At 38.9% G+C, this 13,469-nt stretch carries 12 protein-coding genes; 1 reads left to right on the forward strand and 11 read right to left on the reverse strand.

The annotated features are described in order from the left end of the window. Positions 1 to 25: 25 nt before the first annotated feature. The 5 genes from nuoH to nuoA are packed head-to-tail and all read right to left on the reverse strand — an operon-like array spanning position 26 to position 3,952. On the reverse strand, positions 26 to 1,027 hold the full coding sequence (gene nuoH, locus SB773_RS04150) for an NADH-quinone oxidoreductase subunit NuoH (protein ID WP_002068471.1): 1,002 nt from the start codon (positions 1,025 to 1,027) through the stop codon (positions 26 to 28). Further along, positions 1,027 to 2,127 (reverse strand): NADH-quinone oxidoreductase subunit NuoD, encoded by a 1,101-nt coding sequence (gene nuoD, locus SB773_RS04155; RefSeq protein WP_063219445.1) that lies wholly within the window; start codon positions 2,125 to 2,127, stop codon positions 1,027 to 1,029. The genes nuoH and nuoD overlap by 1 nt, the downstream gene beginning before the upstream one ends. A gap of 3 nt (positions 2,128 to 2,130) precedes the next feature. Continuing rightward, entirely contained in the window at positions 2,131 to 3,078 is a 948-nt protein-coding gene (locus SB773_RS04160) for an NADH-quinone oxidoreductase subunit C (protein WP_410588721.1), read from the reverse strand. After that, complete coding sequence (nuoB, locus tag SB773_RS04165) at positions 3,075 to 3,593, reverse strand: NADH-quinone oxidoreductase subunit NuoB (protein ID WP_002089729.1); 519 nt, start codon at positions 3,591 to 3,593, stop codon at positions 3,075 to 3,077. The genes SB773_RS04160 and nuoB overlap by 4 nt, the downstream gene beginning before the upstream one ends. After that, positions 3,584 to 3,952, reverse strand: a complete 369-nt coding sequence (nuoA, locus tag SB773_RS04170) for an NADH-quinone oxidoreductase subunit NuoA (protein ID WP_000179270.1) — start codon at positions 3,950 to 3,952, stop codon at positions 3,584 to 3,586. The genes nuoB and nuoA overlap by 10 nt, the downstream gene beginning before the upstream one ends. A gap of 306 nt (positions 3,953 to 4,258) precedes the next feature. Here nuoA and SB773_RS04175 point away from each other — a divergent pair, with 306 nt between their 5' ends. Continuing rightward, the gene (locus SB773_RS04175) at positions 4,259 to 6,988 is read left to right on the forward strand and encodes an EAL domain-containing protein (RefSeq protein WP_131246476.1); all 2,730 of its coding nucleotides are present in this window, start codon (positions 4,259 to 4,261) and stop codon (positions 6,986 to 6,988) included. Positions 6,989 to 7,004: 16 nt separating this feature from the next. Here the strand turns inward: SB773_RS04175 and SB773_RS04180 are convergent, their stop codons facing one another. From SB773_RS04180 to atpA, 6 genes are all read right to left on the reverse strand, one after another. Next, on the reverse strand, positions 7,005 to 7,658 hold the full coding sequence (locus SB773_RS04180) for a DUF975 family protein (RefSeq protein ID WP_002143866.1): 654 nt from the start codon (positions 7,656 to 7,658) through the stop codon (positions 7,005 to 7,007). Positions 7,659 to 7,702: 44 nt separating this feature from the next. Beyond that, positions 7,703 to 8,488 carry a DUF975 family protein gene (locus SB773_RS04185; RefSeq protein WP_060749194.1) on the reverse strand — a complete coding sequence of 262 codons (786 nt, stop codon included), beginning with the start codon at positions 8,486 to 8,488 and terminating at the stop codon, positions 7,703 to 7,705. A 331-nt stretch (positions 8,489 to 8,819) separates the two neighbouring features. Further along, positions 8,820 to 9,221 (reverse strand): F0F1 ATP synthase subunit epsilon, encoded by a 402-nt coding sequence (gene atpC / locus SB773_RS04190; RefSeq protein ID WP_002016279.1) that lies wholly within the window; start codon positions 9,219 to 9,221, stop codon positions 8,820 to 8,822. 20 nt (positions 9,222 to 9,241) lie between these two features. Further along, entirely contained in the window at positions 9,242 to 10,651 is a 1,410-nt protein-coding gene (atpD, locus tag SB773_RS04195; RefSeq protein ID WP_002034913.1) for a F0F1 ATP synthase subunit beta, read from the reverse strand. A gap of 69 nt (positions 10,652 to 10,720) precedes the next feature. Then, the gene (atpG, locus tag SB773_RS04200; RefSeq protein ID WP_002034912.1) at positions 10,721 to 11,581 is read right to left on the reverse strand and encodes a F0F1 ATP synthase subunit gamma; all 861 of its coding nucleotides are present in this window, start codon (positions 11,579 to 11,581) and stop codon (positions 10,721 to 10,723) included. 373 nt (positions 11,582 to 11,954) lie between these two features. Beyond that, positions 11,955 to 13,463 (reverse strand): F0F1 ATP synthase subunit alpha, encoded by a 1,509-nt coding sequence (atpA, locus tag SB773_RS04205; RefSeq protein WP_002034911.1) that lies wholly within the window; start codon positions 13,461 to 13,463, stop codon positions 11,955 to 11,957. Positions 13,464 to 13,469 lie beyond the last annotated feature (6 nt).

Here is a 13,469-nt window from a genome sequence, read left to right on the forward strand (position 1 = left end):
CTCTTACTGGCACCCCCTTTATAGATTAGAAGAATAGCTCCTTAATCAATGCCGTTAAGAAAATATTTGCAAGTGCGATTGGTAATAATACTTTCCAACCAAACTCCATTAACTGGTCACCTCTTATGCGCGGGAACGTAACGCGGAACCAAATCAATAGAAAGACCACACTGCTGAATTTCAAAGCAAACCATACAGCTCCTGGAATAAACCCAAGGAACATAACTGGATTCCAGCCTCCTAAAAAGAGTACTGTAATTAAAGATGACATCCCGAAGAAATACACATACTCTGAAAGCATGAAAAACGCCCAGCGAAAACCTGAGTATTCCGTATGGTATCCTGAAACAAGTTCTGACTCCGCTTCGGGTAAATCAAACGGTGTCCTATTTAACTCTGCAACTGCCGCGATTAAGAAAATGACGAAACCGATTGGCTGTGCGAAAATGTACCATACCTTTTCCTGCGCCGCTACAATTTCATTCAAGTTAAGACTACCAGCTAACAAAACGACGCCAATTACACTCATCACAAGTGGAATCTCATAAGAAATCATTTGCGCTGCCGCACGCATCCCTCCTAAAAGGGAATATTTATTATTTGATGCCCATCCCCCAGTTACAACTCCGATCGTCGTAATCCCAGAAACAGCAATGTAATACAGCAATCCTACACCAATATCCGCGAACTGAAATTTATCAGTAAACGGGATAACCGCAAGCACCATAAATGCTGGTGCGAATGCAATAACAGGTGCTAATATAAACAACGGTTTATCTGCAGCTTTCGGAATGCTATCTTCTTTTAATAATAGTTTCAAAACATCAGCTACCGTTTGGAGTAAACCGAACCGGCCCCCAACTTGGTTTGGTCCAATCCGTCCTTGCATAAATCCCATCACTTTCCGTTCTGCCAAAATACCGTATGTAACGAAGCCAAGGACTGCAAATAATAGAAGCACCGCTAACCCGAAAAAAATGAAGAAATTCGTCCAGCTTGAAGGTGATTGTAAGAGCGTCTCAATCATTAGCCGTCAACCTCCCCAAGTACAATATCAACCCCACCTAAAATCGTAATTAAATTGGCGATGTTTTCACCTTTCAATAACTTCGGTAAGATTTGCAAATTATAAAAAGACGGTCTGCGAAATTTCAAGCGGTACGGCTCTTTCTTTCCATCACTAGCAATATAACAGCCAATCTCTCCCCGCGGTGACTCTATACGGACGAACGCTTCTCCCTTAGGTGCTTTAATAATTTTCGGCACTTTCGCCAGCACAGCGCCGTCTTTCGGGAACTGCTCGGCTGCTTGCTCAATAATTTTCAATGACTCCTCAATTTCCTCCATCCGGCAAACGTAGCGGTCCCAAGCATCTCCCGAGATCCCAACAGGAACATCAAAGTCAAAACGATCATAAATAGAATACGGCTCATCTTTGCGAAGATCAAAGCGGACTCCCGTGCATCGCAAATTTGCGCCGCTTAAAGAATACGAGATCGCCTCTTCCGCGCTATATACGCCAACGCCCCTCACACGATTTAAGAAAATTTCATTTCCGCTAACGAGGTCGTGGTAACCTGCCAATTGCTCTCTCATATACGGAACAAACTCTTTCACCTTTTCAATCCAGCCGTCTGGCGCATCCCACTTCACGCCACCGACTCTCATATAGTTGAAAGTAAGCCTTGCACCGCACAATTCACTTAATAAATTTATAATCATCTCTCGTTCACGAAAGGCATATAAAAATGGACTAACCGCTCCTATATCAAGCAGGTTCGTTCCCCACCAGACGAGATGGCTCGCAACTCTCCCAAGCTCCATCGCAAGTACCCGTAAATATTCAGCACGCTCTGGAATCTCAAGATCCATCATCGTCTCTACAGCGTGGCAAAGGACGTAATTATTCGTCATTGCTGATAAATAGTCCATTCGATCTGTATACGGGATAATTTGTGTATATTGCAAGCTCTCAGCTATCTTTTCTGTTCCGCGATGCAAATATCCGATAACCGGTGTAGCCTCTTTAATAATTTCCCCGTCAATCTTAATCACAAGCCGAAACACACCATGTGTACTCGGATGCTGCGGCCCTACATTTAAGAGCATCTCTTCCGTACGGATCACAAGCTACACCTCCACATCATACGGTTCATAATCCTTCCTAAGCGGATACCCCACCCAATCATCCGGCATTAAAATGCGAGATAAATTAGGATGACCTTCAAATACAATACCGAGCAAATCATACGTTTCACGCTCCGGCCAATCTGCCCCTTTCCAAAGCGGCGTCACCGATTTTACTTGCGGCGCTTTCCTATCCAGCTTTACCTTCACTGCTACTGACTGTTTCTTTCCATATGAAAATAAATGAACGTATACTTCCATATGTGTCACAAAATCCGTCGCATGTAGCTCTGACATATAATCAAAAGCAAGTCCCTCATGGAATCTTAGCAATTCCATCACTTCATAATATTTCGAAGGCTCCGCCACAAGCGTTGGAACATCTTTTGAAAGCTTATTAATATAGGAATCTACTAATGCATATTCTCCTAACCTCTCCTTAACAACCTCCACATAGCGATTTAAATATGGTTGGTTAACTGATGGTTCTTCCTGCTGCAGTTCGTCTTCTATCTTATTTACAGATCCCTTTGCCCTTGCCGCAGCAGCGGCTTTCGCTTTTGCGGCTGCAATTGCCTTTGCTTTCTCATCTCCAGAATCCCCCTCACCTTGTGAGGCTTTCTGCTTCGCTAACGCTGCTGCTTTTGCTTTTGCAGCTGCTACGGCCTTCGCTTTGGCTTTTTCTTCATCCGTTACTTCTTCTGATCCTTCTCGCTTTTGCTTCGCTAATACCGCTGCTTTTGCCTTTGCAGCTGCTGCGGCTTTCGCCTTTGCTTCTTCTACATTAATCCCCTTATCTTTTGGTAGCGCTTTCTCTTTTTCTCGATGTTCTCCTTCAAGTTTAGACATTTCCGCCCCATGTTTCGCAGCAAGACGTTTTCGCGCTTCCTCTTTCGCATGACGGGCCGCTTCTCTTTTCATACTTTCTAAGTCTTTATTTGGATCACTCATTTATTCGTCACCTGCTTCCCGGTCCTTGCCTCGTAACGAATTTTTTCTTTTAATTTATTAATTCCATAAATTAAAGCAGCAGGATTTGGAGGGCATCCAGGAATATACACATCAACTGGTACAATTTGATCTACACCTTTCACAACAGCATACGAATTCACATACGGACCACCGGCCGTTGCACAAGATCCCATCGCAATTACCCACTTCGGTTCAGGCATTTGATCATATAGGCGCCGAACAATAGGTGCCATTTTCTTCGTTACCGTTCCTGACACAATCATGACGTCCGATTGTCTTGGTGAAGTCCGAAAAAATGACCCAAATCGATCTAAATCGTAATGTGATGAGCCTACTCCCATCATTTCAATCGCACAGCATGCCAGTCCAAATGTCATCGGCCATAAAGAGTTGCTCCGCGCCCATCCCTTCAACTGTTCCAATGTAGAAAAAAAGATATTCCTTTCTAATTCCGCTCGCTCCTGTGGGTGTAATTCCTCAAAATTTATAACCATTGTAACACCTTCTTTTTCCAAGCATACGCTAATCCAACTAGCAACATCACAACAAAAATGAGCATTTCAATCAGTGCAAATAAACCAAGCTTGTCATATGCAACAGCCCATGGGTATAAAAATAAAGTTTCTACATCAAAGATGACGAACAATAAAGCGAAAATGTAATAACGAGCATGAAACCGAATATTTGCATCATGAAAAGGCTCAATTCCACTCTCATACGTCGTCGCTTTCGCTGCACTCGGTTTGTTTGGACGCAGCATTTTCCCTAATGTAAGAGCCACTACCGGCAGCAATATACCTAATAGCAAGAAAATCAAAACGATCATATAACTATTTTCATATACACTTGCCATTGTGAAACCCTCCCCCCTGAATTAAGAACAAGTTCACATAGTAAACAATATGTCTTACTTGCATTATTTATTATTTTTAAATTTTTCTAAATAATGCAACTATTTAATTCATTATAGCAAACTTCAAATTCCTATGTCGATATATTGGGAACAGAAACAACAATTAATACTTGCTGAGCAAATCTATTTTTACAACTCATTATAAATGTGTAAAATAAATATAGAAATTCTATATGTTTTCAAGCAATCATAAAAAACATAAACTAAAAAAAGGTGGTTCTTATGTATATACAGTGGGTGATATAAATGAAAAAACAAACACATGTAAGTATTCTTATAAGCATTTCATTGTTGTATATAGCTATTCATTACGTATCAATGTCCTTTTTATATGAGTACGCACTCCCATTTCAAATATTAACTGGAATAAGTACCATATTAATTGATATTACAATTTGTAGTTATATATTTTATTTTTCAAATATAAAACAAGGGTTATCTCGTTTGTTTTGGATAACATTAACTATCGGATCCTTCTCTTATTTCATCGGCGATATAGTAGTTGCTTATCAACGCTTAATTCTGCATGACTACTATACATTCGTTGATCCATCAGACTTTTTTTACTTATTATTTTTAATTAGCTTTGCATTTGCCTTTCTATATGAAATTATTTATGGCCGAGATTTATTGGAACAGCTTTTTACGATATGTGATATTTGTATTATTGTTACTGCTCAATTTACTTTAAGCTACTATTTACTTATTGAAAGAACCATTCATATTTTTACAACATCATATATCGACATGTTTGTTCAACTCACGTATCCAATGGCTGATCTACTCTTTCTTTTAATAGGAATCAACCTTTTATTCAGACCATTATCCTTACTACCAAAGCAAGTTGGTGCTCTTCTTGGCAGTGCTTTAATTTTGTATGCTACTACGGATTCTATTTATGCTTATATAAAATACTTCCAGCCTGAGCACTCTATGTTCACAGTTGCTCCATTATATCAAGTAACCTTATTATTGGTAGCAATCGCTTGTATACTTCACACAAAAGAGCCCGAAAAACAAGAACAAATATTACTAACGCCTCAATTTGGTGAATCAATCCGATTATCATTACCGTATATTTCTGTCGTGATGCTTATTGTTTTTGTATTGGTCGAAAATGTTTTTGCACCTATCGTAGTAATTGGACTTATGGTAACTTTCGCCTTCGTTCTCATACGCCATATGTTAGTTCGAAGACAAAATAAAATATTATTGCTAGCACAAATGCAATTCAGCTTAGAACTCGAGAAACAAATCGAACTACGTACAGAAGATTTAGTAGAACAAAAAAATGAGTTATATCATAACCAACAAATGTTTAAATCTTTATACGAGCATCATCCAGATCCAATTTTCACATTAGATTTGTACGGTAATTTTCTCAATGTGAACAACGCTGGAACTACTTTACTCGGTTATCAAACGAATGAATTATTAAACCAACCATACTATTCACTTATGTATGAAGAAGATTTAGAAGAAATCATTACTGCCTTTCATCACGTGAAAAAAGGGAAATCTATTTCTTTAGAAATACGGGCATATCATAAAAATAGAGATATTTACTACTTACATGTTACAGCTGTTCCCATCTTTTTAAAGGAACATATTTCTGGGGCCTATTTAATGATTAAAGATATTACAGAAAGCAAGCAGCAACAAGAGCAAATTAATTTCCTAGCATATCATGATACTTTAACGGAACTTGCAAATCGCCGTTCATTTCATCTGCAGTTAGAACAAGCAATTGTACGAGCAAAACTATCGAAAAGACCTTTTGCTGTTATGTTTCTCGATTTAGACCGTTTTAAAGTTATTAACGATACTCTCGGTCACCGGGTAGGAGATCTTCTTTTAATTGCTGTAGCAAAAAGACTAGAACGAATATCGACGTCAAATATGAAACTTGCTCGGTTAGCTGGGGATGAGTTCACAATTCTTATAGAAGATTATAAAGAAGATAGAGATGTACAAAAAATAGCTGATATGATTGTACTATCTATGAATGAGCCATTCGAAATTGAAAATCAACATTTACAAATCTCGCCAAGTATCGGGATTGCAATATACCCAGAAGCAGGCGAGGATCCGTTATCTATTTTACAACATGCTGATATGGCCATGTACGAAACCAAAAATAAAGGAAAGAATGGTAGCTCACTTTATACGAAAGAGTTATATAAAAAAATGGAGCGAAAAGCTCGAATTGAAAAAGATTTACCACTTGCTTTAGTAAATAAAGAATTCTTTCTCGTCTATCAACCACAAGTTGACATTACAACGAATAAAATCATCGGTGCCGAAGCTTTAATCCGTTGGAAACATCCACTATTAGGTGACATTTCACCATGTGAGTTCATTCCAATTGTGGAAGAGACTCCGCAGGTCATCCCACTTGGGCATTGGGTGCTACGAGAGTCTTGTCGTCAACTAAAAATATGGCAAAGTTTTGGATACACAAACTTAAAAATGAGTGTCAATTTATCAGCGAAAGAATTTCAACAAAATCAATTAATCGAAAATATTTCACAAATACTAAAGGACGTTAAAATTGACCCGAAAGATGTAACACTTGAACTAACAGAACGAATTGCGATGATTGATGAAAAAGAAACATTATCGAGACTAAAGCAATTAAAAGAATATGGTATTCAAACGTCCATTGATGACTTCGGTACCGGCTACTCTTCTCTTGCTTATTTATCAATTTTCCCTATCGATACATTAAAAGTACCAAAAGAATTTACACAACTAGCCGATCATCGGCCTGAAGAAAGAGCCATCGTTTCCACTATCCTTTCCCTTGCAAATACTTTAAATCTCTCTGTCGTTGCTGAAGGAATTGAAACAGAAAAACAGCTTAAGTTTCTGCAAAAAAACAACTGTAAATACATGCAAGGTTACTATTTCAGTAAACCTCTAACAAGTAAACAGTTTATAAAATTCCTACAAAAAACACCCAGTATGAACCAATAGTTCACACTGGGCGTTTTTATATTGTTGGAATTTTTTTCTCATAATATTCTTCTGCAATCTCTTCATAAAAAGCTGCTTTTGTTGTATAAAAATATGGAGTTAACCATAAGAATCCAATTCCTAATGTAATCACGCTTAATATAAACCAACCAATAAAACTTAAACATAAAATGAAATACTCCATTTTATGTCCAGCCATCATATGACGGCTTTCTGTAATAGCTTGGTTCAATGAGTACTCAGGATGATCATTTAAAACATAATACGTCATCGCATAAGAAAATGATTTAATAATGCCTGGAATAATAAAAAGCAAGAACCATAAAAAAATATAAACATTTACTAGTATATATACTAAAAATGACTTTAGAAACTTTGTACCTTCTGTAAACCAGCTGAATAGATGCCCAATACGAACTTCTTTTTCCCGAATTATATGTAGCGCTAAACAATAGCCACCTAGCGTTAATGGACCCACTATAAAAATTGTAATAATCTCTATCGAAAGCGAACTATTCCATTCTCCCCAGTTCCATACTTGTGAAAAAATAAATTTAATACTAACACTAAAAGCTGACGTAAGAATCCAAATAAGTAATGTAGCCCCTACACCTAATCCCCATTTCCCTTCCAGTGAATCTAGCGCTTCTCCTTTTAAATCACTAATCATAATTAGCCTCCAATACGTAACAATTCTATTAGTATAGCACGTCCCTACTGCAATTCATCTTTTGCAATATAGCGATAAAAATGTGCTGTCGTAGTACCTACATATGGACTAAGCCAAAGAAACCCTATTCCAAGAGTAAGAATTGCTAAAATAGCCCATCCTATGAAGCTAAGCCATAGAAGAAATAAGTCTAGTTTATGTCCCTTCATAAGGTTCTTACTTTCCTTCATCGCCTGTGAAACGCTATAATCTGGATTTTCAATCATAACATAATACGTCATCGCATAAGAAAAATACATCACAATCATTACAACAATCGAAATAGCTAATAGTACAAAGAAAGCAATCGTTAACGATACATTCCCTTCCTCACCAAAAAACGCGAATACACCTAGTAACAACATCGGAATCCACGTACCTGTATATAACAAAATCGCAAGCATAGCCCACATTGTTTTCATCATTCTTTTAAAGCCACGAAATCCTTCAAATAAATAATCTACTCTAGCATCTTCTCGTTTACTAATTTGTAGCAACACATTCGTATAACCGTATGATGTAATACCATAAGATGCATTACTCAAAATGATCATTATGCAATAAAAAATTCCAAATGTAATACCTGCACCGACTGATATTGCTTCCTCTTCAATTGAACCCGCTAAACCAACAACTAAGAAAAATATAATAATTCCTGGAATTAAAAGTATAAGCATTGCAGCCATTGAAACAACATAACTTAAAATAATATGTAAAATCGTTGATCCAACACCTAGTCCCCATTTTCCTTTTAAAGAGTACAATGCTTCTCGTTTCATTTCACCGATCATTTGTTCATCTCCTTTATGAAATATAAATTGTTATATATTCTCTACTTATACAAACAACAATATAATTATACCAATTTTGTCAGTTCATTCTATCTATTAAATTGAGTTTCAGTTTCGACATTTAAATAAAACACAGCTATGCATAACAAAAAGATAACCTGCAGTTCTTTTTATTTCTCGATTTTCACTTGGCATCGGGCAGAAAAAGGCTCTGACCGCTTCTATGCATGGTTGGATGCTCTCTCCTACCTAAAAAAGAGGCGTTTTTTTCCTCTTTTAATTTATATCCATAACAAAAAATCCGTAAGGGTCAGAGCCCTTACGGATTTTTTTACTTCATATCAGAAACGTTTAAACGGTTCACAGCACGCTGCAAGGCCATTTCTGCACGTCTAAAGTCAACATGCGCTTGTTTATCTTGCATACGTTGCTCAGCGCGACGTTTCGATTCATTTGCACGATGGATATCGATATGGTTTGCTTCTTCAGCAGATGATGATAATACAGTTACTTTATCTGGACGAACTTCGATAAAGCCACCGCTTACTGCTACATAATCAGTGTGCCCACCATTTTTCAGACGAACTGCACTAATTTTTAACGGTGCAACAGTTGGAATGTGACCTGGTAAGATCCCCATTTCCCCACTCTCTGCTTTTACGCTTACCATTTCTACTTCTTTTTCGTAAACCGGTCCATCAGGAGTTACAATACTGACTGGAAATGTCTTCATAATTCGTCCCTCCTAAGGCCTTACGCCATCATTTTCTTCGCGTTTTCAATAACTTCTTCAATGCTACCAACAAGACGGAATGCATCTTCTGGAAGGTCATCATATTTTCCTTCTAGAATTTCTTTGAAGCCACTAACTGTATTTTTCACAGGTACGTAAGAACCTTTTTGACCTGTGAACTGCTCAGCTACGTGGAAGTTTTGAGATAAGAAGAATTGAATACGACGAGCACGATGCACAACTAACTTATCTTCTTCAGATAACTCATCCATACCTAAGATAGCGATGATATCTTGAAGCTCTTTATAACGCTGTAAAGTTTGCTGTACTTGACGAGCTACTTCATAATGCTCTTCTCCTACGATTTCTGGAGAAAGTGCACGAGACGTAGATGCTAATGGATCTACGGCTGGGTAAATACCCATTTGTGTTAAACGACGCTCTAAGTTTGTTGTTGCATCTAAGTGAGCGAACGTTGTAGCTGGTGCTGGGTCAGTATAGTCATCGGCTGGTACGTATACCGCTTGGATAGACGTGATAGACCCTTTATTTGTAGATGTAATACGCTCTTGTAATTGACCCATTTCTGTTGCAAGTGTTGGTTGGTAACCTACCGCAGATGGCATACGACCAAGAAGGGCAGATACTTCAGAACCTGCTTGCGTGAAACGGAAGATGTTATCGATGAACAATAGTACGTCTTGTCCTTGCTCATCACGGAAATGTTCAGCCATTGTTAAACCTGTTAATGCAACACGTTGACGTGCTCCAGGTGGCTCGTTCATTTGTCCAAATACCATCGCAGTTTTCTTAATTACGCCAGAATCGCTCATTTCGTGGTATAAGTCATTACCCTCACGAGTACGCTCACCTACACCAGCGAATACAGAGATACCACCGTGCTCTTGTGCGATGTTGTTAATTAATTCCTGAATTAATACCGTTTTACCTACACCGGCACCACCGAATAGACCGATCTTACCACCCTTAATGTAAGGAGCAAGTAAATCTACTACTTTAATACCAGTTTCAAGAATTTCTATTCTTGTAGATAGTTCTTCGAATGCAGGTGCTTGACGGTGAATTGGATCACGACGTACATCCGCAGGAACATCACCATCTAAGTCAATTGCATCACCTAATACGTTGAATACGCGACCAAGTGTTACATCACCAACTGGTACAGAGATTGCTTTACCAGTATCTTCTACTTCTGTGCCACGAACAAGTCCATCTGTGGAAGACATCGCAACTGTACGAACTGTGTCATCACCTAAATGAAGTGCAACTTCAAATGTTAAGTTGATGCTCGCTCCGTTTTCGTTGCTTTGTTTTACCGTAAGGGCGTTGTAGATTGCTGGTAGCTTTCCGCCATCAAACTTAACGTCTACAACCGGACCCATGATTTGCGTAACGCGCCCTTTATTCATCGGGTTCCCTCCTAGCTTTCTTTTAATTAGCCAGCTTTCTAAGAGAAGTCGGCTTTTAATTTTTTATTACTATTCTAACGCTGCTGCTCCACCAACAATTTCCGTAATTTCTTGCGTAATCGCTGCTTGACGCGCACGGTTGAATGAAAGTGTAAGTGAATCGATAACTTCCATTGCGTTGTCTGTAGCACTCTTCATTGCTGTCATACGCGCCGCGTGCTCACTTGCTTTACCGTCTAGTAATGCACCGTACACTAAGCTTTCTGCGTATTGTGGCAATAATACTTTTAAAATTTCTTCTTCAGAAGGTTCGAATTCATAAGCTGTCGTCGGTTTATTAGACGCCACATCCGTAAGCGGTAAAATTTTATTTTCCGTTACTTCTTGTGAAATTTTACTTACATAATGGTTGTAGTAAATGTACAGCTCATCATAAGCACCGTCTGCGAACATCGCAATTGCTCGAGAAGCAAGATCTTTAATATCAGTAAATGATGGGTGGTCAGATAATCCAACTACTTCATCAATGATGTTAAAGCCGCGACGTTTTAAATAATCACGTCCTAGTCGTCCAAGCACAATAATTGAATATTGGTTTGAATCCATATTATGACGTTCACGAACTACGTTACTTACTGTACGTAATACGTTACTGTTATAACCACCTGCTAGTCCGCGATCAGATGTAATAACGATGTATCCTGTACGCTTTACAGGACGCGCATTTAGCATTGGATGATTAATTCCTTTACTTCCTTGCGCAATGCTCGCTACTACTTCTTGAATCTTTTCCATATACGGAACGAAAGATTTAGCATTTTGCTCTGCACGGTTTAACTTAGATGCAGATACCATCTCCATCGCTTTCGTAATTTGACTCGTTTTCTTTGTCGAGGTAATCTTCGCTTTTATATCGCGTAAAGATGCCACAGGTTTTCACCACCTTTTTTCCGGAAGTTGGCACGATTAGTAAGAATCCTCTTTCTAATCTACGTTGCAAGATATTCTTGCTCATGATTGAAGGAAAAGAATAGGTGCACCTACTCTTTTCCTTTACATAACCGTCGGCGATCTCAGAACTTGAGATGCCTTATATATACTATCTAGCTCCAGCGGCTTGAATGCTCGGTGGCTTCACTTCTTCCCCCTCACATTCAGAACGAGCCGCTTCCGCTTTTATTTATCTAGTTCCGTCTCCTAGCCCCTTTCGTCTAAGAACCTTCCCCACCAAAAGGTAGAAAGCACCTTTTGTGGGAAAGAACCTTAGCCGATGGGGCTGAACAGTCGACTTCACTTTTCATTATTATTCAGAAGCTACGAATACTTTTTTAAATCCGTTAATTGCTGCTGCAAACTTGTCGTCATCCGCAAGTTTCTTAGTTGTGCGGATTTCTTCTAATAAGTCAGTTGCATTTGAATCTAACCAAGCATGGAATTCTTCTTCGAAACGAGTGATATCTGCTACTGGGATATCATCTAGGAATCCACGTGTTAAAGCGTAAAGAATGATAACTTGTTTCTCTACACGCAATGGTTTGTGTAATCCTTGTTTTAATACCTCAACTGTACGAGCACCACGGTTTAATTTCGCTTGTGTTGCTTTATCAAGGTCAGAACCGAACTGAGCGAACGCTTCTAACTCACGGTAAGATGCAAGGTCAAGACGAAGTGTACCTGATACTTTACTCATTGCTTTAATCTGAGCAGATCCACCAACACGAGATACAGAAGTACCCGCATCGATCGCTGGACGTACGCCAGAGAAGAATAGGTCAGATTGTAAGAAGATTTGTCCATCCGTAATCGAAATTACGTTTGTTGGGATGTAAGCTGATACGTCCCCTGCTTGTGTTTCGATGAAAGGTAGTGCAGTTAAAGAACCGCCGCCTCTTGCATCACTTAATTTTGCTGCACGCTCTAATAAGCGAGAATGTAAGTAGAATACATCCCCTGGATATGCTTCACGACCTGGAGGACGACGTAATAGTAATGAAAGCTCACGGTAAGCCGCTGCTTGTTTTGATAAGTCATCATATACTACTAATACGTGTTTACCATTGTACATGAACTCTTCACCCATTGTTACACCAGCATAAGCAGCTAGGTATAATAATGGAGCTGGTTGAGAAGCTGATGCAGTTACAACGATTGTGTAATCTAATGCACCGTGCTTACGTAGTGTTTCTACTACGTTACGTACTGTTGATTCTTTTTGTCCGATAGCTACATAGATACAAATCATATCTTCATCTTTTTGGTTAATGATTGTATCAAGTGCAACTGCTGTTTTACCTGTTTGACGGTCACCGATGATTAACTCACGTTGACCACGGCCAATTGGTACAAGAGCATCGATCGCTTTAATACCTGTTTGAAGTGGTTCATGAACAGATTTACGATCCATTACACCTGGTGCTGGACTTTCGATTGGACGAGTGTTTGTTGTATTGATTGGGCCTAAACCATCAACTGGTTGACCTAATGGGTTTACAACACGACCGATTAGTTCTTTTCCTACTGGTACTTGCATGATGCGACCAGTACGACGAACTTCGTCACCTTCACGGATTTCTGTGTAAGGTCCTAAAATAATGATACCTACGTTGTTTTCCTCTAAGTTTTGTGCTAGTCCCATAACGCCGTTAGAGAACTCTACAAGTTCACCAGCCATAACGTTATCAAGACCATGAGCACGCGCAATACCGTCACCGACTTGGATAACTGTACCAACATCACTAACTTCGATTTCAGACTGATAGTTCTCGATTTGTTGCTTTATCAGTGCGCTAATTTCTTCAGCTCTGATGCTCATGTGCTT

It is taken from the genome of Bacillus sp. SIMBA_074, assembly GCF_046534555.1.
GTDB classification, from domain to species: Bacteria; Bacillota; Bacilli; order Bacillales; family Bacillaceae_G; genus Bacillus_A; species Bacillus_A mycoides.